The organism is Pricia antarctica, assembly GCF_900101815.1.
Classification (GTDB): Bacteria; Bacteroidota; Bacteroidia; order Flavobacteriales; family Flavobacteriaceae; genus Pricia; species Pricia antarctica.
Window position 1 is genome coordinate 215,562 of sequence record NZ_FNAO01000004.1, and the last position, 24,278, is coordinate 239,839.

Sequence of the window (24,278 nt, forward strand, 5' to 3'; positions counted from 1 at the left end):
TGTACAAAAAAGAATGGTTTTATAAGATATAGGTACAATAAAAGCTAATTAATTCAGAAGACTGATTATTTGATCGGCCAACTCTGACCCTATACGACTTTGGGCTTCTCCGGTAGCGGCACCGATATGGGGCGTCAGGGAAATTTTAGGATGCATTAAAATCTTGATTTCGGGCGATGGTTCAGATTCGTAAACGTCGAGGCCCGCGAAGGCTACTTTTCCGGTTTCCAGCGCATCTACCAAGGCCACTTCATCTAACACACCGCCACGTGCCGCATTGACTATGGCCACCCCTGGTTTCATAAGTCCAAATTCTTTCTTGCCGATAACATAGTCTTTTTGCACGGGTACATGTAAAGTGATAAAATCGGATACTTTTAGGACCTCCGCCTTGGATAACGACTGAAAATCGAAAGCCATCGAACGTCCATCAAAAAAACGCACTTCTACAGTAGCTTTTTCAACAAGGGGATCATGGTATATGACTTTCATTCCAACGCCTATGGCCAGTTTTGCGATAGCCTTGCCAATCCGTCCAAAACCGATGACGCCCAAGGTTTTGCCCCTGAGTTCGGTGCCGCCGGCGTAGGATTTTTTGAGTTGCTTGAATTTGCTGTCCCCCTCAAGCGGCATATTTCTGTTGGCGTCATGCAGGTAGCGAACACCCCCGAAAAAATGGGCAAAAACCAATTCGGCGACCGAGGCCGATGAGGCGGCAGGGGTATTGATAACGTGAAGTCCCTTTTTCCGTGCATAGTCCACATCGATATTGTCCATGCCCACACCACCACGCCCAATAAGTTTTAGGGTAGGGCAATGGTCGATCAAATCTTTACGCACTTGGGTAGCACTACGTACCAACAGTCCGTCAATCTTGTTTTCGTTAATATAGCTTTGCAATTGTTCTTGGGATACGGTTACGGTAATCACCTCAAATCCCGATTTTTCTAGGGCTTCGATACCGGATTGCGCTATGCCGTCGTTAGCGAGTATTTTCATCCTTTTCTTTCCATTTCACTCATTATATCGACCAAAACACCAACGCTTTCCAGTGAAAGCGCGTTGTACATCGAAGCCCTATACCCGCCTATGGAGCGATGGCCATTGATGCCAACGACGCCTGCTTCCTTGCACATGGCGTCGAAAGATCCTTTCAACTTTTCATCCGTCAACGTAAAAGTGGCGTTCATTGTAGAACGATCCTCTTTGCTGGCGAAGCCTTCAAAAACGGGATTCAAATCGATTTCAGAATAGATTAGCTGGGCCTTTTTCTCGTTAATTTCTTCTATTGCAGCTATTCCGCCTAAATTTTTCAGCCATTCCAGCGTGAGCATCGAAACATAAACGGGAAACACCGCCGGGGTGTTGAACATACTCTCCTTGTCGATGTGCACCTGATAATCGAGCATAGAGGGAATTTTACGGGATACTTTTCCCAAAATATCGTTTTTGACCACGATCAAGGTGGTTCCAGCGGGACCCATATTCTTTTGTGCTCCGGCATAGATCAATCCGAATTGGGAAAAGTCCAACTTACGCGAAAAAATATCCGAACTCATGTCGCAGACTAGGGGCGTATCCGTTTTAGGGAATTCCTTTATCTGGGTCCCGAAAATAGTATTGTTAGAGGTAACGTGTAGGTAATCAAGTCCTGAAGGCACCGCATATCCTTTGGGGATATACTTGAAATTTTTATCTTTAGAAGAACCGACCTCTACGATTTCACCGAAGAGTTTCGCCTCTTTAATGGCCTTGTCGCTCCAAGTACCGGTATTGAGATATCCGGCCTTTGTCTCCAAAAGATTATAGGCGACCATTAAAAATTCAAGACTTGCGCCGCCCTGCAAAAATAGCGCGGTGTAGCCCTTACCTTCAAGACCTAAGAGCTCTAGGGCCAAACTTCTCGCCTTTTCCATCACTTCGACAAAAGCGTGACTTCGGTGTGAGATTTCGATCAGGGATAATCCTGAATTGTCGAGATCCGTTACTGCCGCCGAGGCTTTCGCAATTACTTCTTGGGGTAATACGCAGGGGCCTGCACTAAAATTATGTTTTTTCATCTTCGAATTAATAGGTTACTGGGTTATTGCAAATTTTTTATTGGGATGGAACTTTGCTAAAACGTCGCTAAGTTCATGAATTTATTAGGAAACACATGCATCGAAATGGACTTATTCTGTTAGTTTTTTAACAGGAAATCAACAGTATCCACGCCATCGGCATAATCGGTCAGGGATGGATTTTGGGTCTCTCCGAAGGCAATTTCACCGTCGAGGATGCCATCGCAGACAACGCACTGCAATTGATTTTCGTCATTTTTCAGATGCTCTCTTAGTGTCACAAGCGTTTCGTAATTTTCATGAAATAACGACGCGATAGGCGATGCATAACTGGTATCGTTCTTGAGGATTAAAAATCCATTATCGAGGATTTTGAATTCTGACATAAGGTAAACTGCCTTGTTGTAATCGTAATTGTTCTCGTATTTTTTTTGTTCGATAATCGGATGATAGCTATAGATGGATGTAAAAAATGAATCAAAATCGTAACCCGCGGGGACAAATAGTTTGGAGACGCTGCGACAGCCAAGTCCGTAATAGCGAAAAATATCCTCCCCCAGGGCTTCCAGTTGTTCGGGGGTTTCCTTTCCGGTCAGGACCGCAATGGAGTTCCTGTTTTTCCGGATAATGTTGGGCACCTTTCCGAAATAGTGCTCGAAGTAGCGGGCGGTATTGTTGCTTCCAGTGGCGATAACGGCATCGAAATCCTCCATTTTCCCGTCAGAAAAAATAATTTTATCCTTAAGTAAAGGTTCAATTTCGATAAGGTAATCCCTTATAAAATAAATTAATACATTGTCATTGGATGAAAGCTTGGCCATGACCTTATTCCCAGTTAACAAAACGGATAGCAAGTCGTGAAAGCCGACCAACGGGATGTTTCCAGCCATGATCACGGCCACCGTTTTGGTCCTGTTTTGCTGTACATCGTACGCCCCGAGCCAATCCGATAAAGTATCCTCTTTCAATAATTCGCCCCAACTTCTCAGGGCAAATTCAACATTATCCTTGGTGAACCATCCATTTTTATGTTGCGCCAAGGTGATAGTGTCTTCCAACTTTTGCGACCATTGGTCTTCGTGGACATCGGAACTACAATACGCCCGCAGAAATTCCCCGAGCTTTACAAAAGCAATATATATTCTTTGGTATTCGTTCATAGAATAGATTTGCGATACAAAGGTCTAGTCTTTACCTTTGCAATCAGATTTTGCAAAAGTAAGCATACTGAATATAAAATAGCTTTTCTATGTGGTAATGTATCCGCCTTGAAAAGATTCCGCGACAAGGGCGGTATAAATAGAAAACATGGCAATAGTTATAACGGACGAATGTATCAACTGCGGGGCTTGCGAGCCGGAGTGCCCGAATACCGCAATTTATGAAGGGGCGGATGAATGGCGCTACGGTGACGGCACATCCTTAAAAGGTGATGTCGTGTTGCCTGATGGTAAAGCGGTGAACGCCGAAGAGGTTCAAGAGCCTATCAGCGACGAAATCTACTATATTTCTCCGGATAAATGCACGGAATGCATGGGATTTCACGAGGAGCCACAGTGCGCGGCCGTCTGCCCGGTGGACTGCTGTATTCCCGATGATGACCATGTGGAGAGCGAGGAGACTTTGCTTGCGAAGCAGGCGTTTATGCACCCAGAGGGATAAAGACCGACCGCTAAAATTTAAAAACTAAAGCCCAGTCTAGCGTAGTAGTATGCTCCATTAAAACCCATTTGCACGGCATCCCAGTAGCCACCGCCTTCGACCCAGTCGTCTTGTTGGTCGGGGTATTCGTTAAAAAGGTTGTTGGCGCCGATATTGAGCTTTAGGCTCTCGCTCAATTGGTAGCCCAATACCAGATCCGTTACCAATCTGGGATTATAGGAGTCGGTGGCCGCAATCACTTTATTAGCAAAGCTGCCATAATCGGCGGTAGGTTCAAGCATTTGGAAATCCAAGAGCTGAATACTGCTGAAACGGGTAAAGCCCAGTCCGGCATCAAACTTGTTCTTTTTATAGTTAAGGTTCAATGTCAGTTTACTTTCGGGGGCCGATGCCAGTAAAAATGCCTCGTCCCGTTTTCCAAAAAAGGTTTCGGCGTCCAAGTTGCCGTTGTGAACATCCTTGATTTTCATATTGTTCAAATTACCGGTAAACGTGGCGGACAGGCTTCCCTCATCGATATTCTTCTTCCATGCCAAAACGATGTCTAGCCCTGTAGTTTCGGTATCCACACCGTTGACAAAAAACTGTGCCGCCGAAACCCCTGGGATGTCGTCCGTTTCAAAATTACCGGTCAATACAATCCTATCCTTTACGTTGATAAAGTAACCGTCGACGGTGGATGTGAAGTTTCCGAAGGTACCGGTGAACCCTAACCCGGCGTTCAAGGCTTTTTCCTCGTTCAATTGGTCGATGCCAAATGAGGCGGTAACCGGACTGTTATTGGGACTGAGCAACTGATCGACCGCCGTACCGCCGATAAAATTGGTAAAGCGGAGGTTATAATAAATCTGTGCCAGCGAAGGCGCCCTGAAACCGGTGCTTACAGACCCCCTGATATTCACATTGTCGGATGCTTTCAAACGAGCGGCCAACTTGCCATTAACAGTACTGCCAAAATCACTGTAGTTTTCGAAACGGGCCGCGGCGCTCAGCAAGAAGCTTTCCGAAATGTCGAATTCCCCATCGGCGTAAACAGAAAAGTTGGAACGGCTGCGGTCAACCTCGTTCGCAGGGCCATATCCGGGAAAGCCTTGGGAACCACCAGCCCGGAGTTCTTCTTCTCCATCAATGATAACTGTGGGTTGAATTTGGTTTTCAGGATTTGTAATCAATAACCCATTGACATCGAAAGTACCATATGACCCTGGCTCCCCGGCGAAAATGATAAAGTTTTCTGTTCTATATTCCGCACCGAAAGCCAAGTTCATGCCTGCCATGACATCCTCAAAATATTTTGAAAAATCAAGATTGATCGTATTTTGGCTCAGGCTATGACCGCCCGCATCGAAGTCGGTCGGGGAAACATCCTGTAAGGAAGCATTGAGCGTGCCCTTGATATAATAATGGAAATTATTTTTCCCATAGGTATTGCTGATATCTACTTTCCAACCACTATCAAGTTCCGTTCTGACTCCCGCGGATATAGAATTGTCGATAATATTAGAGGTTATCCGTGGGTTGAATCCATCCGGATAAATCGAGGTAACGACACGTGCGCCATCGTTCCGGGTAAAGGCGTAGGCATCGGTATCCCTATAATTCCTTCCGCCAAAAGCGTAGATTTCGGTGTTATCGGAAACGGGATATGCCGCGTTCACCATAAAATTAAAGGCTTCGATAGACGCTTCGCCGAACCCTCTTCTAAAGTCGAATCCCGGGCGTAGGCTTTTGTTCTTGTTGATGTATTCCGTCGTAAAATTCGCATATCCCTTTTCTCCTAGGCCGACCCCGTAATTGATGGCCGCTTTTACCGACCCACCGTCTAAACTTTGGTCGTCCCCGATCTGGTTGCCGTCTTTGTCCGTATCCAATCGGTTTCCTTTCGTATTTGCGGTACCCTCGGGAAAATCGCCTTGTGCATTGGTGTTGTAGGCTCCATAACTCAGTACGCCGGTCACCTGGTCCGTTTTATCCTGTAAAACAATATTGATGACCCCTGCGATCGCGTCGGAGCCATATTGTGCCGCGGCACCGTCCCGCAATATTTCGATTCGTTTGATTGCCGAAGCGGGAATGGTATTGAGGTCCGTTCCGGTATTTCCGCGTCCCTTAGTGCCGAATATATTCACTAAAGAGGATTGATGCCGTCTTTTGCCATTTATAAGAACTAGCGTCTGGTCCGGCCCTAGCCCCCTTAATGTTGCAGGCACGATATGATCGGCTCCATCGGAACCGGATTGTTTGTTGGCATTGAACGAGGGTGCCGCATATTGCAACAGCTCATTGACCTCGATCTTACCGCTTTGCGTACTCACCTCGGCGATATCGATGACGTCTACTGGTACGGCCGTGTCGGTCGAGGTGCGTTTCGGGTTTCTTGACCCGACTAGGGTTACCTCATCCAATAGCAGACCTTCCGAAAGGGTAACGTTTATAGTGGACTGCCCCGAACTGCCGATTTCGGTGGAATTAAAACCGATATAACTAAAGACCAAGGTGGCGTCCTGGGCTACCTCGATTGTATAATTGCCATCGAAATCCGTCACGGTTCCATTGGTAGTGCCTTTTTCGACGATATTCACGCCCGCCAAGGGTTCCCCGGAATCATCGGTGACCGTGCCATTAATCGTAGTTTGTGAATATATGAGGAAAACGTTACACAATAGTGTAACCGTAAAGTAGATAGTTTTCATAGTGTTCCGGTTTAGGCTTCTTAACCGAAAGTACCATAATTTTTAATATTCTTAACATGTGTTCAATAAAAAATTGGAAATGCTATCTTTGCACCCCCTTTGAAAAAAGTGGGATCAAAAAACGGAAGTTTGACATTGAAAAGATTCCCGCCTTTGCGAGAATGATATAAAAAGAATACTTATGAAAGCAGGTATCGTCGGATTGCCCAACGTTGGAAAATCTACCCTATTTAACTGTCTCTCCAACGCCAAGGCACAGAGCGCGAATTTTCCGTTCTGTACCATTGAACCTAATATTGGTGTTGTTAACGTTCCGGATGATCGGTTGTTGAAATTGGAGGAGCTGGTGAATCCCCAGCGCGTTTTGCCCGCTACCGTTGAAATTGTGGATATCGCGGGCTTGGTAAAAGGCGCCAGTAAGGGGGAAGGCCTGGGCAACCAATTTTTAGGAAATATCCGGGAGACGGATGCTATCTTACACGTGCTGCGTTGTTTCGACAATGACAATATCGTTCATGTGGATGGTTCGATAGATCCTATTAGGGACAAGGAAACAATCGATATGGAATTGCAGTTAAAAGATTTGGAGACCGTAGAAAAGAAACTCGACAAAGTAAAACGCGCAGCCAAAACAGGGAATAAGGAAGCCCAAAAAGAGGAAGCCGTTCTGAGCAGGATAAAATCAGGTTTGGAAAGCGGAACTTCAGTTAGGGCAATCGAATTCTCTAAGGACGAACGTGTTGAGTTCGTAAAACCTTTGCAGTTTATCACCGATAAGCCCGTTATGTATGTCTGTAATGTGGATGAGGAATCGGCCGCCACAGGCAACCATTATGTAGAAAAAGTGAAGGCGGCGGTTGCGAATGAAGATGCCGAGGTGGTCGTTTTGGCCGTCGGTACCGAAGCCGACATCACCGAACTGGAAACCTACGACGAACGCCAAATGTTCCTTGAAGATCTTGGCTTGAAAGAACCCGGCTCCGCCAAACTTATTCGTGGAGCGTATCGCTTGTTAAATCTGGATACGTATTTTACGGCAGGCGAGAAGGAAGTCCGAGCTTGGACGATTCCCGTAGGCGCTACAGCCCCTCAGGCCGCGGGCGTTATCCATACCGATTTTGAGAAGGGCTTTATTCGTGCCGAGGTCATTTCCTATGCCGACTACGTCAGTTTTGGTAGCGAAGCCAAGGTCAAGGAAGCGGGTAAAATGAGGGTAGAGGGGAAAGACTACATTGTTAAGGATGGCGATGTGATGCATTTTCGGTTCAACGTGTAACTCGCTATACTGATAAATTCCAAAAATTCAAATCCCAAATTCCAAAACATGCCTATTGAAATTTAGTGCTTGGTCCCGAAAATTAGATAGTATTTTTCACTCATAAAGCCGAAGTCGCTTTCTAAGTGTATTCATTTCACTTTCCATATTCCGTAGTCGGCTTAACATATGGTTCAATGCATCGATACCTTCCAAATTAATACCTAAATCGTTATGCAATCGGTCAAAGCGTTCGATTTCAGGAATTTCCTCGTCCAAAATGTAGATTTCAGTTTCGATTTGCTTGTAGTGTATGAGTCCGTATTCATTTAATGCTTTGATAAACGCATCGGGTATGTGGGTTCGCTTGCAATAGTGTCTTACCAGTATGTAGTTTTCTTTTTTCATGGTATGTATGCTGGATTAATTTCATTATGTACGCTGCACCTGCCCTTAGGCGGGCGGGTTGATTTTAGTCTCTCAATCTAGCGAGTTCGGTAAACAGCTCTTTTTCCCTATCGGTCAGATTTTTGGGTACCGTTACCTTATAGGTAATATAAAGATCGCCGGAGTGATTCTCCCTTTTGTACTTAGGCATCCCTTTGCCTTTTAACTTGACTTTGGTGTCGTTTTGAGTTTCAGGCTTTACCTTTAATTTGACTATTCCGCTTAAGGTATCGACTTGTATCTCTCCTCCCAACAAGGCTTTATACAGATCGATCTCGACCGTTTTATAAAGATTGTCACCGACGCGTTGAAAAGCGGTGTTGTTGAATACCTGAAAAGTTAAGTACAAATCCCCTTTAGGGCCGCCATTCGTTCCTTCACTTCCGTAGCCGTTTATTTTGATGGTCTGCCCGTCTTCGACCCCTGCGGGTATGGTAAGGCGTATTTTTTTGTCCCCAAGGTCTATGGTCTGTTTTTGCGAGCTTAGAATATCGGTCAAATTTAGCCGAAGCGTTGCGTTAAAGTCTTGTCCCTTAAACTGTCTGGAACTTCTACCGCTACTTCTTCTTGAACCGCCGGCCGAACCCCCGAACATGGACTCAAAAAAGTCGGAAAACTCACTTTCCGAAAAATTACCGGAACCATGCTGTGCACGACCACCGCCAAAGTCACCGCCGAATCCACCGGAAGCCGACTGTCGTTTTTGGGCTTCCTCATAGGCATCGGCGTGTTGCCATTCCTTTCCGTATTTATCGTATTTCTTGCGCTTTTCGGGGTCGCTCAGCACTTCATTGGCCTCGTTTATCCGTTGGAAATTTCGTTGGGACTCTTTGTCGTCAGGGTTCAAATCGGGGTGGTGCTTGCGTGCCAGTTTGCGATACGCTTTCTTAATATCGGCCTCGGATGCCTTTTTGTCCACTCCAAGAACCTTGTAGTAATCGATGAAATCCATATATTCTATTTGTAATTTGAAAATTATAAAAAGTAAACGGGATAAATGAGCGCTTTAGGTTTTTATATTGAATTTTGGACCGAACAATTTATGGATTTATGTTAACCTTTAGCATCCTATTGCAGACCGTCACTATCAACAATCCGCCTATTTTCATTGTTAATTACTTTAACGGCTAGGGGTTTCCTATTGTTCCAAGTCGCCTTATCTTTAGCGACACTTGCAAAATTTCACCCATGTCCGACGAAAGCCAATATACCGAAGATAACATCCGCTCGCTCGATTGGAAAGAGCATATCCGTTTGCGTCCAGGTATGTACATCGGTAAATTGGGCGATGGATCTTCCGCAGATGACGGTATATACATCCTATTGAAAGAAACCATCGACAACTGTATCGACGAATTCGTGATGGGGGCGGGCAAGACCATTGATATTTCCATTCATGGCGACCGGGTCATCGTTCGCGATTATGGTCGGGGCATTCCCCTGGGCAAGGTAGTCGATGTGGTCTCCAAAATGAATACGGGCGGCAAATATGATTCCCGGGCCTTCAAGAAATCGGTAGGTCTCAATGGCGTCGGCACCAAGGCGGTGAACGCTTTGTCCAGTTTTTTTCGTGTTGAAAGTACGCGAGACGGCAAATCGAAGTCCGCAGAATTCGCAATCGGAGAGCTTCAAGAAGAAGAATTGCTCGATGAAACGACCAGACGGCGGGGTACCAAGGTCACTTTTATCCCCGATGAGACGATTTTTAAGAAATACAAGTATCGCAACGAATATGTGGAGCGAATGCTCAAAAACTATGTCTATCTCAATCCGGGACTGACGATTGTTTTTAACGGGGAAAAGTTTTATTCGGATAACGGACTCAAAGATCTTTTGGAGGATAATAATAATATCGAGGATATGCTATATCCTGTTATCCATCTTAAAGGAGACGATATCGAGGTGGCACTTACGCATAGCAAGACCCAGTACAGTGAGGAGTACCATTCGTTTGTAAACGGACAGCATACGACCCAGGGCGGCACCCATCAGTCCGCTTTTCGGGAAGCCCTGGTGAAGACCATCCGCGATTTTTACGGGAAGAACTATGATGCTTCCGATATTCGGAAGTCTATCATCTCCGCTATTTCAATAAAGGTAATGGAGCCGGTTTTCGAGAGCCAGACCAAAACGAAGCTCGGCTCGACGGATATGGGTGGGGAATTTCCGACAGTGCGCACCTATATCAATGATTTTATCGGAAAATATCTGGATAATTACCTGCACAAGAATGCGGCTACCGCTGACAAGTTGCAGCGTAAAATCGTGATGGCGGAGAAGGAGCGGAAAGAATTATCGGGTATTCGGAAATTGGCTCGGGACAGGGCCAAAAAGTCGAACCTGCACAATAAAAAATTACGGGACTGTCGGGTGCACCTCGAAGATATGAAAAACGATAGACGTCTTGAAAGCACACTTTTCATTACCGAGGGCGATTCCGCCTCGGGGTCGATTACCAAATCCCGCGACGTCAATACTCAAGCTGTTTTTAGCCTGCGGGGCAAGCCGCTGAACTCCTACGGCATGTCCAAAAAAATCGTATACGAAAACGAGGAATTCAATTTGCTGCAGGCCGCGCTGAATATCGAGGAATCGATGGAAGATCTGCGCTACAACAATATCGTAATCGCTACGGATGCCGATGTCGATGGCATGCACATCCGGCTACTACTGATCACCTTCTTCTTGCAATTTTTCCCCGAACTGATCAAGGAAAACCATCTGTATATTTTGCAGACTCCATTGTTCCGTGTCCGAAACAAGAAGGAAACGATTTACTGCTATAGCGAGGAGGAGCGAAGGAATGCGATGCAAAAATTGTCCGGAAAACCGGAAATCACGCGATTTAAGGGATTGGGGGAAATATCGCCCGACGAATTCAAGCACTTTATCGGCGACGACATTCGCCTGGAACCTGTGATGCTCGACAAGGCCATGTCCATCGAGCAGTTATTGAAATTCTATATGGGGAAAAATACACCCGATCGGCAGGATTTCATCATCGAAAACCTTAAAGTAGAAGTTGACCTTATTGAAGAAAACCAATTGTAAACCAGCCTACCGGAAGGTAGGCCAATATAATACGAGTCTTTCCGAATGGATGAAAATGACGAACTGAATTTAAACGCTGGGGAGGAAGGTAACCCTAAGGAAAACAAGGGCGAAGCAGAAGACCAAAACCTGAACGCAGGTCAAGAAGACGCATCTGCCGACTCCAGGTCGGATGCCCCTACCGAAGAACAACCTCAAAATACCGAAGATGCCCTGACCCGTGTATCCGGTATGTACAAGGATTGGTTTTTAGATTACGCCTCCTATGTCATTCTAGAGCGCGCAGTACCTGCCATCGAAGACGGCTTCAAGCCCGTACAGCGCCGTATCATGCATTCCCTAAAAGATCTCGATGATGGTCGGTACAACAAGGTCGCGAATGTGGTTGGCCATACCATGCAATATCACCCGCATGGTGATGCGAGCATTGCCGATGCTATGGTGCAGATCGGACAAAAGGAACTTTTGATCGATACCCAGGGCAACTGGGGCAATATATTGACCGGAGATAGTGCTGCCGCTTCACGGTATATCGAGGCGCGGCTTTCCAAATTTGCCCTCGAGGTCGTTTTTAGCCCCAAAATCACAGAATGGCAACAATCCTACGATGGGCGGAAAAAAGAACCTGTAAATCTTCCGGTTAAATTTCCCCTACTTCTGGCGCAAGGGGCGGAAGGTATCGCGGTGGGACTTTCAACGAAGATTATGCCGCATAACTTTATAGAGGTCATTGATGCCTCCATAAAGCATTTGGAAGGCAAACGTTTCAAGCTGTTTCCCGACTTCCCGACTGCTGGAATCATCGATGTGACCAATTACAACGATGGACTTCGTGGCGGTAAAATACGGGTGCGGGCCAAGATAGCGCAGCACACCAAGACTACCCTGATAATAAGTGAGATACCTTACGGAACTAACACCTCTTCTTTAATAGATTCCATTTTAAAGGCGAACGACAAGGGCAAGATAAAAATTAAAAAAATTGAGGACAATACGGCCGCGGAGGTGGAAATTATGGTGCACCTCCCGCCCGGGATTTCCCCAGATAAGACCATCGATGCCCTCTACGCCTTTACCGCATGTGAATCATCTATTTCTCCCTTGGGATGCATCATCGAAGACAATAAACCTTTGTTTATCGGTGTCACCGAAATGCTACGCCGTTCCACGGACGCTACAGTCGATCTTTTGCGGCAAGAGCTGGAAATACAGCTCGCCGAATTGGAGGAACAATGGCATTTTGCATCCTTGGAACGCATCTTTATCGAAAACCGTATCTACCGCGATATCGAGGAGGAGGAAACATGGGAGGGCGTTATCGCCGCCATCGATAAAGGCCTGAAGCCGTTTACCAAAAACCTGAGGCGGGCAGTGACCGAAGAGGATATCATCCGCTTGACTGAAATCCGTATTAAACGGATATCCAAATTCGATTTGGACAAGGCCCAACAAAACTTGGACAACCTTGAACAAAGAATCGCTGAGGTCAAACACCATCTCGCTCATTTAGTGGAATTTGCCATTTCGTATTTCGTAGGATTGAAAGAGCGTTACGGAAAAGGCCGTGAACGGAAATCCGAAATCCGGATTTTCGAGGATATCGAGGCCACCAAAGTGGTGATCCGCAATACAAAGCTCTTTGTCAACCGCGAAGAAGGCTTCGTGGGCACTTCCCTGAAAAGGGACGAGTATGTAGCGGATTGCAGCGATATCGATGATATTATAGCCTTTACCAAAGAAGGTAAAATGATGATCTTTAAGGTCGATTCCAAGGTTTTCGTAGGCAAGGGCATCATCTACGTAGCTATTTTCAAGAAAAAGGACAAACGCACCATTTACAATATGGTCTATCGCGACGGCAAAAGTGGCGCCACGTACATAAAGCGTTTTAACGTTACCAGTATTACCAGGGAAAAATTATACGATGTGGGCAAGGGAAAGCCTGGTACAATCGTATACTATTTTTCCGGAAACCCTAATGGCGAGGCGGAAACCGTAACCGTAAACCTGCGCCAGTCGGGAAAAATCAAAAAGCTAAAGTGGGACATCGATTTTGCCGATGTACTGATAAAAGGCCGGAACACAAAAGGAAATATCGTCTCCAAATATCCTGTGAAACGAATCGAACTCAAGGAAAAGGGACTTTCAACCCTAAAACCGCGAAAACTTTGGTTCGACGAGACCGTTCGCCGCCTCAATATCGATGATCGCGGCGAGTTTATGGGCGAATTCCGAAGTGGGGACCGGCTGTTAATTGTCAACCAGAGCGGACTGGTAAAAACGGTGACGCCGGAACTGACCCTACGTTTTGACGACGACATCGTAATTCTTGAAAAATGGATTCCCGAAAAACCCTTGTCCGCCATTTATTGGGAGGGCGAGAAAGAACTTTTTTATATCAAACGGTTTCTCATCGAGAATCCCGATAAGGAAGAAAACATTCTTACCGACCATCCCAAATCATACTTAGAGCGATTTTTAACCGACTATTTGCCGCGGGTGGAAGTCGTTTTTGCCAAGAAAAGAGGTCAGGAGCGTAAAGACAACTGGGTAGTGCATCTCGAGGAATTCATCTCCGTAAAGGGCATCACGGCCATGGGCAACCAATTGACCAAAGAAAAGGTACTGGAAATTAACGGGCTATCGCCGTTACCTTACGAACCGCCAGAGCCGCAGAAAGCCGAGGATATCGAAGTGAAAGAGGAAGAGGAAATTGAAGATGATGCGAATATTTCGAAGGCTATAGGTAGGTCTGATAAAAACCCTCTCGAAGACCCAAACGTATTAGAAGACCCGTCGAAAAAACCAAAAAAGAACAATGGTGACGATCAGCCGACATTGTTCGACTGATCCAGAGCCTTGAATAAATATTGAAATAATCATAAAGCGTTTAAGAATACCTATCTTTGGCAAAAATTGAATTTGAATGGATTTCACAAACCCCTTAATTTACGGAGTACCCTGTTTTATCGCGTTTATATTGTTGGAACTCACCTACAGCCATACCCATGGCGATGAGGACCTTTATGATTGGAGAGATCTCTTGGCCAGTGGCGCCATGGGGGTAGGCTCCGCTATCTTAGGGCCGCTGATCAAGGTGACCCTTCTTATTGTAATATTTACGCTTACCTACGAATTCTTTAATCCGGAAGTTGACGGCGTCCGCACCAATATAATGGGCTACGAATCGTTCGGCTATGCATGGTATGTATGGTTGCTCTGCCAATTGGCCGACGATTTCACCTATTATTGGTTCCACCGGGCCAATCATGAAATACGCATTCTTTGGGCCGCACATATCGTACACCATTCTTCGGATAACTTTAATTTGGGAACTGCCGTACGCAACGGATGGTTTACCCTATTGTACAAGCCTTTCTTTTACATGTGGATGCCCGCCATAGGCTTTCCGGTGGAGATGGTCGTGGTCGCTTTAGCCATTGAATCGCTGTGGCAATTTCAGTTACATTCCAAATACGTTCCCAAAATGGGATGGGTCGAAAAAATCTTTAACACCCACACCATGCATCAGGTGCACCATTCCCAGAATGTGGAGTATCTCGATAAAAACCACGGGGGCTTTCTAAATATCTTCGATAAAATTTTCGGCACCTGGAAAGAGCTAGATGATGATGTTGAGGTCAAGTTTGGGGTGATTCATGCGCCTCACTCCTACAATCCCATTGTAATATTGACCCATGAATTCAAGGATATTTGGGCCGACGTCAAAAAAGCGAATAAATTCTCCGACAAACTTATGTATATCTTCGGACCCCCGGGATGGAGTCCAGATGGTAGCACCCTGACCGTGAAGCAGCAACAGCGTTTATTTCGGGAGCAGAAAGCTAAGAATCCCGAAATGGTTTATAGTCGGCCGAATTGATCCGAAGAGATTTAGTGATCAAGGTTTGGTGGCATCAAGCGGATAAGTCTTGCAGCCTAATAAAACTTAGAGGCGGTACTTTTCGAATTTAAGACACCACTACCCACCTTCTATTTATTTGTTTGCTATTTCCACCTAAACGCGTAATAGCGACAAGGGCTGTCCCCAATATTCGATATACCATGCGTTTCATTTGATTTCACAAAGAACAGATCGCCTATAGTTCCTTGATATTTTTCCCCATTTATAGTCATTTCGGTTTGTCCTTCAATGACCAAGATGATTTCTGATTCCGAATGGGAATGCGGTTTATGGCTAGGGCCTTTACGATCTAATTGCGTCGTGTGCATTTCGAAGTATTCACACATGTCCGTAGGGCGTTCAAAATAGGATGTGGAGCGTCCCTTGCTTGTCTTTTCAGGTTTCAGGTCCTCAAAATTGATAAATAGCGGTCCACCGGCCTCTTGTCCCCTTTGGATATCCATATCTTTTTTTGAAGTAAACATCATGATATAATAGGTCAGCGGAACGTCTCCGCTATTTTCCATGGACTGTTCCGTCAAAGGCGGAATCAAACCGACACTTCCTTTCGGCAACACTTCGCTTTTCCCGTTCATCGTCAGCTTTAGCCAACCTTCCTTTACGATTACCAACTCCTCGATATTTTCCTGGGTATGAGGGGGAGCGGGTTTGGCTCCTTTATCTTGCGTAGTGGCATGAATTTCCAAGAAGCTAAAATGGGGTGAGCTACCTTCCATAATCTTCCGACCCACGCGCATATCACCTTCCTTAATAGGCAATTCAGACCATTTATATACTCCCGAATCGAGCTCTTTTAACTGTGCCATACCCATAAAACTTATATTGATAACTAAAAACAATGATAGTAATCGTTTCATTTTTAATAATTTAAATGAGTCTGATAATACTATAAATATAAGGAAATTAGCTATCCATCTTGCCGTCAGCAAGATTAGAAATAAGTAAAGTATAAACTTCGACTAGCCACGGTAACTGGGGTTTTGATAAGATATGCGTTTAGAGCTAAACTTTAGGGTTTACTGATTACCGCCGTTCCTCTTGATTTGCTGCTCTCCCCGACAATTCCATATTCGAACGTATAAGAATCTTCAGTGGTGGATAGAATTTTCATGTGAACGGACTTTTCTTCCGCTTTATTTTTGGGATTTATTTTTTTTACAACGTATTCGCAATCGTTAATCCATCGTACGGCAGAGGTATCCACTTTACCTTCGAAATAATCGATTTCAATACTATCGTTGCGGACGAAAGTGGTGGTCTTTTCTTCATCACCGATGGTCGTTGTAAAGGTGAAATTTCCGTTCTTGAAAGTTTTACAGTCCCTTTGGGGCTGATAGCACGAAACCAGAAGTACTAAAAGTAGGCAGCAAATAAGAATTCTTTTTATCATCCCTGCAAAATAATGAAATTAACCGCTATTTGCTATCATCGTAAGCCTCAAAACTTCCGTCGGAATAGAAAATTACGATTCGCTCAATAGTTTTTTCCGGATTTTTGACTGCTTTAGTATTTAGGTCATCAGACGGTTTAGATGGGTAGGGTGTGGGAGAGACTTTCTCTGAAGTTTCCGAAGGAAATGTTCCTTTGCCATTTAACAACCAGTAGAGATTCACTTCGGGAAAGTTCTTTACTACTTTAAGCACAAATTCTAGGCTTGGCTTATTGCGTCCGGATAAGAGGTGGGAGATACTGGAGCGTTGCACTTGAATCTTATCGGCAAAAGCAGAGGCATTAAGATTGTAATATTGAAGCAAATGCCCAAGACGCTCAATAAAATCAGAACTGTTTACCATTGTGAATATTTGTGCTATAAATATACCATAAACTTCCACAAATCCTATTTTAAAGATATAATAATCTCTAATAAATATTAATTTAAAAGCTTAAATAAACTATTTTAAAATACTGATTTAGTGAGTAATATAATCATTTTATTAAACCATGTACATTTATTAGTTCTTGGATGACTACAATTGTTAACACCATTAATTCGTCTTACAGATATGTTTACAAAAACAAATTTTAATAGTTTACAATTGTAATTTATTTAGATATTACTTTTGTAGCCTAATAAAAACGACGGATGGTTCTAAAACAATTCGAATACCTATCAATCAAAGAAAAAGCAGTGCTAGGGCGTTATGTCGTGAACGGGCAAATCGATGGATTTTTGGAAAAGTTTAAAGATAAATATGAGGTGAAGACTTTGGGCGTATCCGTTCTGGGACTTCCAATTAGAAGCATCACTCTCGGAAGCGGACCCATAAAAGTGTTGATGTGGTCGCAGATGCACGGCAATGAGTCCACCACTACCAAGGCGGTTTTAGACCTTATAAATTATCTGGATTCGGATCTTCCTAAAGCTGAAACCGTTCGTAAAAATTGCTCCATTACCATTATACCCATTTTAAATCCTGATGGTGCCGTGGTTTATACCCGCGTCAATGCGAACGCCGTCGATTTAAATCGAGATGCACAGCAAAGAACCCAATCGGAAAGCAGGGCATTGCGAAGCGCCTTTGACGAATTGCAGCCGGATTATTGCTTCAACCTACACGATCAGCGTACAATATTTAATGTGGGGGATACCTCGAAACCAGCTACGATATCTTTTTTGGCACCGGCTCATGACGAAATAAGAAGCGTTTCCCCAGCGCGTTCGTTAAGCATGAAGCTCATAGTAGCCATGAATACAATGTTGCAAAAACAGATTCCTGGACAGATTGGAAGATATGACGATGCTTTTAATGCCGACTGTGTAGGAGATACTTTTCAAATGACCGGCACGCCGACCGTCTTGTTCGAAGCGGGACACCATCCTGATGATTACGATAGGGAAAGAACGAGGGAATATATTTTTCAGGCCCTAATAACTGCATTAAATATGATAGTGGTCGAAGCGGTTTTGGAATTAAACGAATCAGACTATTTTTTGATTCCCGAAAATCAAAAAAGATATTATGATATATTGATACGTAATGCACACATCATCGTCCCATCTTTAAAAAAAGGAGATGCTATCGGTATTCTTTATGTTGAAACCTTAAATAATAAAACTATTGATTTTGTGCCTAAAATTGAAAAAATTGGCAGTCTGGATAGTTATTATGGCCATAAGACGTACAATTGTCTGATTGATAGTGATTTGAAATCCCTTGAAAAGTATTCAGCTTTAACCGACCTATTCTCCGCATTTTAGATTTTTCTTTAAAAACCTAAAATTATTACATTTCTGTTAAAAAACATCGTGTTTTCGTACATATTATTTCTTAATTTTCTATTTTTGTTCTCGATACGTATTTTAATAAAGAGCAACGGTATCCGGGGGTTTTTATTATTAAAATAGGTGTAAGAAATACTAAATATATAATTATCATGGCAGGAAAAGTAAAACTAGACGAAATCGACCACCAAATTCTGGATATGTTGATTGAAAACACCAGAACACCCTTTACCGATATTGCTAAAAAATTGTTGATTTCGGCAGGTACGGTTCACGTGAGAGTAAAAAAAATGGAAGAAGCCGGAATCATCAAAGGTTCGTCACTTACTTTGGATTATGTGAAATTAGGATATGCCTTTATTGCTTATGTCGGTATTTTCTTGGAAAAGACGCACCAGACCAAATTTGTAATGGAGCGATTGGAGCAAATTCCGAATGTGACCATCGCTCATATTACCACGGGCAAGTTCAATATATTTTGTAAAATAAGGGCCAAGGATACGAACCATGCTAAGAATATTATTTTTATGATCGATGATATCGATGGAATTAATCGAACGGAAACCATGATTTCATTGGAAGAGAGCTTCAATGACAAAAAAAGGTTGATGCATATGATATTTAATGAGCTTTAATACAGCTAATTTCGCATATCCGCTGAAAACACCGATCCCGAATGATAATACATTCGGGATTTTCTTTAGCTTCGCATATAGTGCGCGCTTAAACTGACGGCATTTTTGCGGTAGTGAGAGATCTTCCTAATTTTAAAATTGGCATTATGAGAACCCCAGAACTGAATCTTGCCGAACCGCATCCCTTGTACAAGATCTATATCGATACTTTAGGGGATGTGGAGCTGCTGGATATGATGCAAAGGCAATTGGGCAACTTTCCGGAGTTTATCGAAAATATTCCCGATGATAAACTATTATTTCGTTACGAACCTATAAAGTGGACGACGGCCCAGGTTTTGCAACATGTCATCGATACAGAGCGCATATTTCAACATCGGGCTTTCCGTTTTTCGCGAGGGGACACTTCCGTCTTACCGGGTTTTGACCAAGACAGCTACGCCGAAAAGTCAATGGTAGAAAGACGTTCCAAGGAAAGTATCATTGAAGAATATAAAACGGTACGCAAGTCTACCCTCTCTTTGTTTGCCAACCTTGACCGAAGCGCTCTTGAAAATACAGGTATCGCCAGTAGCGTAACATGGAGCGTCGCCGCGCTTGGTTTTGTGATTTGCGGTCATCAAAAGCATCATAGGAATATTATTCGGGAACGTTATATTTGAAAAAATCCCAAATCCCAAACGGAAACACGAAACGCCAACACCAAATGCCAAAGCCAAGCCTTACATTTTCTACGAAGGTGACTATTTAGCCAGTATATCAACCTCACATGGCATTACATGACAGACAAGCTATATTCAATAATTCAAATTTGAAATGAAACTATTGAGAAAATTAAAGACTTTTTGGATCCTGATCAAAGACTCGGCCATGGCCTGGATCGATAACGATCCTTTTGGCAAAAGTGCGGTCATATCTTATTACACTTTATTTTCCTTGCCTTCCCTATTGATGATCGTCACCTGGATTGCCAGTGAGCTTTTTGGCGTGGACGCCGTGCGTGGAAAAATCTCCGCAAAGTTGGGGGCTTTTATAGGGGAAGGAGCTTCAAAGGCAATAGAAGGGATGATTGCCAATGCCTCGGTTAAAGATGGTTCCACGGTCACGGTCATCATCGGAGTGACCATGTTGCTCTTTGGTGCGACCGGGGTATTCGTTCGGCTTAAGATGGCCATGAACGATATTTGGCATGTAGAACCTAAAAAAACAGTATGGTTACAGACCATACTCGACAGGCTAATTTCGTTCGGAATGATATTGGTGTTGGGCTTTATGTTTTTGGTCTCGCTCTTACTATCCTTTATATTAAGGTTAATCAGCGAGTACATCGGTACTTTTGCACCCAAAATTGCCGAAGTGGCTGCCACTACCTTTAGTTATTTGTTGACCTTCATCGTAATTACAGGACTATTCGCCGCTTTGTTCAGATTACTGCCGGATATCAAGATCCATTGGAAAACTACGATTTATGGGGCCGCATTGACCACTGTTCTTTTCTTGGTCGGTGAATTTTTACTGGGGTATTATTTTGCCCAAAGTGATCCGGCATCGGTATACGGTGGAGCCTCGTCTGTGGTGTTGATCATGTTATGGGTTTACTATACCTGTCTCATCCTTTTTTTCGGTGCGGAGTTTACCGCGCAGTATGCAAGCTACATTAATGAGAAGGTCGAACCTAGTGAAAAAGGGCAGGCTAAGCCTAAGGTCCAAAAGCAATAGGCAGAGAGAAGTGGCTTAGTCCATATCATCCTCAAAATCGTAATCCATCTCGGAGTCCAATTCGAATTCGGGCGAATCGGCTTCTTCCAAAACGGGTTCCGGTCTTTCCTCAAGTTCTTTCTCGATGGTATCATCAAAGTTGGATATAAAATCAGCAAGGCTTTTACTGATTTTGACCAAATAGATGGTGTCTTCGGTCTTGATCTCGACGGCCTCGACATAAGCTCCCTGAAGGTTTTTGAATACGATGATGTCTTCATCTCCATATCCGTCGGGATAGCTTTCGATCAGTAGGGCAGCAAGATCGTGACTGAGTTTTTTGTAATCAACAATTTTACGTAGCATAGTAGGTAGTATTTCGGTCTGCATTGGGTTTGGTTAAGGAAACTTTTGTCGGTTTGCTTAATTTACAGATTCTAAACTATACCTTTTTTTCTAAGGATTTAATAAAGAGTTGTCAAACGGGAATTTTAGTATACGAACGCTACTCGTGTTGTGGTTTTGGAAGAATACAAGAAGATATCGTAGGCTACGATCTGTTGTAATAGGCAAAAGCACGTCCGAAAAGTTCATGGGGAATTTTCACATCGATGACCGGATCGCCGATTTTTTTAAGTAGCACAAAATTAATATTGCCATGGGAATTTTTTTTGTCGAATTTCAAAAGGGATAGGATGCCCGCAATATCAGTTTCGGAAAATTCCGTTTTAGGGTAACGGTTTAGGAATATGGTTTTAATATCCTCCAATTCGGTTTCCGGAAGTCCCGTAAGTTCTTTGGATAAATACCCTTCCAAAATCATACCGATGGCAATGGCCTCGCCGTGCAGTAAAGTTTTTCGGGCTTTACTTTCCAAAAAATAGGATTCTACCGCATGGCCTAAGGTATGCCCGAAATTTAATATTTTTCTTAGATGTTGTTCGGTAGGGTCTTGAAGCACGACATCATTTTTGATGGTTACGGAATCGTAGATGAGATGATCCATATTTGTAAATCCCGTATTTGTTTTCAATGTATCCCAGTAAGCTGCGCTTCGTATGAGGCCGTGCTTCAGCATTTCCGCGAATCCGCTCTGCAATTGACGTTGGTCCAGAGTTGTAAGAAATTCGGATATGATAAGTACCATTTCAGGTTGGTTGATGACTCCGACCTGATTTTTCAAGGGACCGAGATCCACACCGGTTTTTCCTCCCACCGAGGCATCTACCATGGCCAATAGGGTAGTGGGTACATTAATAAAGGCGATACCTCGTTTAAAGGTAGATGCGACAAAGCCTCCCAAATCGGTAATCACGCCACCGCCCAGATTGATCAGTAGGCTTTTTCGATCAGCATCCCCGTCCGATAAGGCTTCCCACAGCTGAATACAGGTAGGTATCGTCTTTTGACTTTCGCCGGATACGATTTCCAAAATCCCGAAATCGAAATTTCCCAGAGTATGTTTCTTAAAATCATCCAGACAATCCCGCTTCGTATTTTCATCCACCAAAATAAAAATTTTGGAATACGTAGTCGCGGTCAAATGTTCATTGAGGGCATCGTAGGCGCGTTGATTGAAATGTACGGCGTAAGAAGAGGTGGTAATCGAATCCATAGAAAGCTAAATTTTTGTAATTCCCGAAGTGGCCGGATCTTTTAAGATTAGTCTAAATCGCTGCGCGTTCCCCTGAGTACTTTGACTGCGCTGGGCACAGGCAGGTCAGAGGAAAGGCAGAAATCTCTGTAATTGTCTTATTATTCCTGTGCGAACGGGAATCTTTCATCCACAAAATAAACATAAAATTTTTTCTTGTAATCAATTTGCAGTCTTTATATTTGGTCACAAAAAAAATTGCCGGAAATGAAAAAGATATTTGAGGATACCGAGACCGCTTTTGCACTAAAATCGGATTCGGAGCTGGAGCGTGCCTATTTCTTGTTCAAGATGATTGCCAACGAACCATTGGTACGTATAGGTTCTGCCATCACCAATTTCGCCTTTAAGGCCCATCTACCGGTAGACAAGCTGATCCGTGCCACGGTGTTCGATCATTTTTGTGGCGGTGTCAATGAATTCGACTGCCTACCAACTGTCGACAAAATGTACCGGAAAAACGTCTGTTCGGTGCTGGATTATTCCGTGGAGGGCAAGGAGACCGAACATCCTTTGGATCTGGCGCTGGACATGGTGCTCAAGGTGCTGGATTTCGTCAAGGAAAAAGATGCAATTCCCTTCGCCGTTTTTAAACCTACGGGATATGGTCGATTCGCCCTTTTTAAGAAAATCAGTGAAGGGAAATCCCTTACCGACACCGAACAGGCCGAGTGGGGCAGGGTAGTGGCCCGCTTCGACAAAACCTGTAAAAAAGCCCATGACCTCGATGTTTCGCTATTGATCGATTCCGAGGAAAGTTGGATGCAAGATGCCGCCGATGCCCTGATCGAGGACATGATGCGCAAATACAACCAAAAAAAGGCCATCGTTTTCAACACTCTCCAAATGTACCGTTGGGATCGCATGGATTATCTCAAAGGTTTAAAGTCAAAAGCTGAAAAAGACGGATTTAAAATCGGTATCAAAGCAGTACGAGGCGCCTACATGGAAAAGGAAAATGAACGCGCGGAGGAAAAAGGATATCCCACACCCATTTGTGCCTCAAAACAGGAGACGGATGCGAACTTTGATAGGGCTGTGGAATATATGGTCGAAAATTTAGATGTTATTTCCCTTTTTGCCGGTACACATAACGAAGACAGTTGCTATCGATTGATGGAACTGATGGAGGAAAAACAGATTGCCAATGATGACCCGCGGATCTGGTTCGGACAGCTCTACGGTATGAGCGATCATATCTCCTTCAATCTGTCCGATAAAGGCTATAATGTTGCGAAGTACCTACCTTTCGGGCCTGTACGCGATGTCATGCCCTATCTCATTCGAAGGGCCGACGAAAACACCTCGGTCGCCGGACAGACGACACGAGAGGTTGCATTGTTGAAAAAAGAGCGAAAGCGAAGAAAGATTTAAGCCATGGATTTTTTGTAGGGCATTAGCAGTGGCGGTAAATCAATGAAAGTGATAGCTGGCAGCGCTTTTTGCGGTAAATCGAATAGCATTACTTTACAACAAATTCCTCCAAAACTGCGTCTTCCAAGCAATCCGTAACTTTCAGAATGGCTTCTTTTTCTTTGACCCATCCCTCAATATAATACGTTTTGCAAGGTTCCGTTTCGGTATCGCTTCTTCCGAAGTCCACATCGCCATCGTTCAGTAAACGGACGATGTCAAGGGAATCTAATTCTTTATTCGCCAGCATTCTCTGGATTTCTCCCGAATTCGACATTGGTTTTGAGCGGATATTTTTTAACGTACGGCAATTCGGAAGATAGCAGAAATCGAAACCGCTTTGTTCCGTTTTTTTTCTTAGGAAGAAAGTCAGGAACATAATGCCGATGGACAGACCGACGAGAAAGAAACCCAAACGTTTTATTAGAGCCATTTATTTAACGGGTAAAGATATAGTGGATTATTATCGAGATAACGTAGTGGCGACCAATTGGCAGAGGTCTGTTTTGACCCCTATAAAAATAAGATTGCAAAAATAGAGGATATAAAGCGATTTGTTCTG

General features: G+C 43.9%; 22 protein-coding genes. 10 read left to right on the forward strand and 12 right to left on the reverse strand.

Features of this window, described 5'->3' with window-relative positions; all coding sequences use genetic code 11:
• Positions 1–48: 48 nt before the first annotated feature.
• From BLT07_RS08530 to BLT07_RS08540, 3 genes are all read right to left on the reverse strand, one after another.
• Positions 49–999 carry a D-2-hydroxyacid dehydrogenase gene (locus BLT07_RS08530; protein WP_091867728.1) on the reverse strand — a complete coding sequence of 317 codons (951 nt, stop codon included), beginning with the start codon at positions 997–999 and terminating at the stop codon, positions 49–51.
• Positions 996–2,060: a 3-phosphoserine/phosphohydroxythreonine transaminase gene (gene serC / locus BLT07_RS08535; RefSeq protein WP_091867729.1), complete on the reverse strand. Its 1,065-nt coding sequence runs from the start codon at positions 2,058–2,060 to the stop codon at positions 996–998. The genes BLT07_RS08530 and serC overlap by 4 nt, the downstream gene beginning before the upstream one ends.
• A gap of 119 nt (positions 2,061–2,179) precedes the next feature.
• Positions 2,180–3,220, reverse strand: coding sequence for an acyl-CoA reductase (locus tag BLT07_RS08540; RefSeq protein ID WP_091867731.1), 1,041 nt, complete (start codon positions 3,218–3,220; stop codon positions 2,180–2,182).
• A gap of 148 nt (positions 3,221–3,368) precedes the next feature.
• On the opposite strand from BLT07_RS08540, the gene BLT07_RS08545 reads away from it, so the two are divergent.
• On the forward strand, positions 3,369–3,722 hold the full coding sequence (locus BLT07_RS08545) for a 4Fe-4S dicluster domain-containing protein (RefSeq protein WP_091867733.1): 354 nt from the start codon (positions 3,369–3,371) through the stop codon (positions 3,720–3,722).
• 17 nt (positions 3,723–3,739) lie between these two features.
• Here BLT07_RS08545 and BLT07_RS08550 read toward each other — a convergent pair whose 3' ends face one another.
• Positions 3,740–6,415, reverse strand: coding sequence for a TonB-dependent receptor (locus tag BLT07_RS08550; protein WP_091867735.1), 2,676 nt, complete (start codon positions 6,413–6,415; stop codon positions 3,740–3,742).
• A 181-nt stretch (positions 6,416–6,596) separates the two neighbouring features.
• On the opposite strand from BLT07_RS08550, the gene ychF reads away from it, so the two are divergent.
• A complete protein-coding gene (ychF, locus tag BLT07_RS08555; RefSeq protein ID WP_091867737.1) occupies positions 6,597–7,691 on the forward strand; it encodes a redox-regulated ATPase YchF in 1,095 nt (364 codons plus the stop codon).
• A gap of 96 nt (positions 7,692–7,787) precedes the next feature.
• On the opposite strand, the gene BLT07_RS08560 is transcribed toward ychF, so the two are convergent.
• Positions 7,788–8,078: a chaperone modulator CbpM gene (locus tag BLT07_RS08560; protein ID WP_091867738.1), complete on the reverse strand. Its 291-nt coding sequence runs from the start codon at positions 8,076–8,078 to the stop codon at positions 7,788–7,790.
• Between the two features lie 64 nt (positions 8,079–8,142).
• Positions 8,143–9,069, reverse strand: a complete 927-nt coding sequence (locus tag BLT07_RS08565) for a DnaJ C-terminal domain-containing protein (RefSeq protein ID WP_091867740.1) — start codon at positions 9,067–9,069, stop codon at positions 8,143–8,145.
• Between the two features lie 236 nt (positions 9,070–9,305).
• On the opposite strand from BLT07_RS08565, the gene BLT07_RS08570 reads away from it, so the two are divergent.
• The 3 genes from BLT07_RS08570 (at position 9,306) to BLT07_RS08580 (ending at position 15,051) form a co-directional block, all read left to right on the forward strand.
• Positions 9,306–11,168 carry a DNA topoisomerase IV subunit B gene (locus BLT07_RS08570; RefSeq protein ID WP_091867742.1) on the forward strand — a complete coding sequence of 621 codons (1,863 nt, stop codon included), beginning with the start codon at positions 9,306–9,308 and terminating at the stop codon, positions 11,166–11,168.
• Positions 11,169–11,213: 45 nt separating this feature from the next.
• Positions 11,214–14,018 carry a DNA gyrase/topoisomerase IV subunit A gene (locus BLT07_RS08575; protein ID WP_091867744.1) on the forward strand — a complete coding sequence of 935 codons (2,805 nt, stop codon included), beginning with the start codon at positions 11,214–11,216 and terminating at the stop codon, positions 14,016–14,018.
• 76 nt (positions 14,019–14,094) lie between these two features.
• Complete coding sequence (locus tag BLT07_RS08580) at positions 14,095–15,051, forward strand: sterol desaturase family protein (RefSeq protein WP_091867746.1); 957 nt, start codon at positions 14,095–14,097, stop codon at positions 15,049–15,051.
• Between the two features lie 125 nt (positions 15,052–15,176).
• Here the strand turns inward: BLT07_RS08580 and BLT07_RS08585 are convergent, their stop codons facing one another.
• The 3 genes from BLT07_RS08585 to BLT07_RS08595 form a co-directional block, all read right to left on the reverse strand.
• Complete coding sequence (locus BLT07_RS08585; RefSeq protein WP_091867748.1) at positions 15,177–15,950, reverse strand: cupin domain-containing protein; 774 nt, start codon at positions 15,948–15,950, stop codon at positions 15,177–15,179.
• A gap of 152 nt (positions 15,951–16,102) precedes the next feature.
• Positions 16,103–16,483 carry a DNA topoisomerase IV gene (locus tag BLT07_RS08590; protein WP_091867750.1) on the reverse strand — a complete coding sequence of 127 codons (381 nt, stop codon included), beginning with the start codon at positions 16,481–16,483 and terminating at the stop codon, positions 16,103–16,105.
• Between the two features lie 25 nt (positions 16,484–16,508).
• Positions 16,509–16,886, reverse strand: a complete 378-nt coding sequence (locus BLT07_RS08595) for a helix-turn-helix domain-containing protein (RefSeq protein ID WP_091867752.1) — start codon at positions 16,884–16,886, stop codon at positions 16,509–16,511.
• A gap of 290 nt (positions 16,887–17,176) precedes the next feature.
• Between BLT07_RS08595 and BLT07_RS08600 the strand changes: the two genes are divergently transcribed.
• The 4 genes from BLT07_RS08600 (at position 17,177) to BLT07_RS08615 (ending at position 20,670) form a co-directional block, all read left to right on the forward strand.
• Positions 17,177–18,292 carry a M14 family metallopeptidase gene (locus BLT07_RS08600; protein ID WP_091867753.1) on the forward strand — a complete coding sequence of 372 codons (1,116 nt, stop codon included), beginning with the start codon at positions 17,177–17,179 and terminating at the stop codon, positions 18,290–18,292.
• Between the two features lie 176 nt (positions 18,293–18,468).
• Positions 18,469–18,951, forward strand: coding sequence for an Lrp/AsnC family transcriptional regulator (locus BLT07_RS08605; RefSeq protein ID WP_091867755.1), 483 nt, complete (start codon positions 18,469–18,471; stop codon positions 18,949–18,951).
• Between the two features lie 146 nt (positions 18,952–19,097).
• On the forward strand, positions 19,098–19,613 hold the full coding sequence (locus BLT07_RS08610; protein WP_091867757.1) for a DinB family protein: 516 nt from the start codon (positions 19,098–19,100) through the stop codon (positions 19,611–19,613).
• A gap of 154 nt (positions 19,614–19,767) precedes the next feature.
• Entirely contained in the window at positions 19,768–20,670 is a 903-nt protein-coding gene (locus BLT07_RS08615) for a YihY/virulence factor BrkB family protein (protein ID WP_091867759.1), read from the forward strand.
• A 15-nt stretch (positions 20,671–20,685) separates the two neighbouring features.
• On the opposite strand, the gene BLT07_RS08620 is transcribed toward BLT07_RS08615, so the two are convergent.
• Together BLT07_RS08620 and aroB are read right to left on the reverse strand one after the other, a co-directional pair.
• On the reverse strand, positions 20,686–21,015 hold the full coding sequence (locus BLT07_RS08620; protein ID WP_091868241.1) for a hypothetical protein: 330 nt from the start codon (positions 21,013–21,015) through the stop codon (positions 20,686–20,688).
• Positions 21,016–21,199: 184 nt separating this feature from the next.
• Positions 21,200–22,264 (reverse strand): 3-dehydroquinate synthase, encoded by a 1,065-nt coding sequence (gene aroB / locus BLT07_RS08625; RefSeq protein ID WP_091867761.1) that lies wholly within the window; start codon positions 22,262–22,264, stop codon positions 21,200–21,202.
• Between the two features lie 246 nt (positions 22,265–22,510).
• On the opposite strand from aroB, the gene BLT07_RS08630 reads away from it, so the two are divergent.
• Positions 22,511–23,677: a proline dehydrogenase family protein gene (locus BLT07_RS08630; RefSeq protein ID WP_091867763.1), complete on the forward strand. Its 1,167-nt coding sequence runs from the start codon at positions 22,511–22,513 to the stop codon at positions 23,675–23,677.
• A gap of 88 nt (positions 23,678–23,765) precedes the next feature.
• Here the strand turns inward: BLT07_RS08630 and BLT07_RS08635 are convergent, their stop codons facing one another.
• The gene (locus tag BLT07_RS08635; RefSeq protein ID WP_091867764.1) at positions 23,766–24,149 is read right to left on the reverse strand and encodes a DUF4258 domain-containing protein; all 384 of its coding nucleotides are present in this window, start codon (positions 24,147–24,149) and stop codon (positions 23,766–23,768) included.
• Between the last annotated feature and the right edge of the window lie 129 nt (positions 24,150–24,278).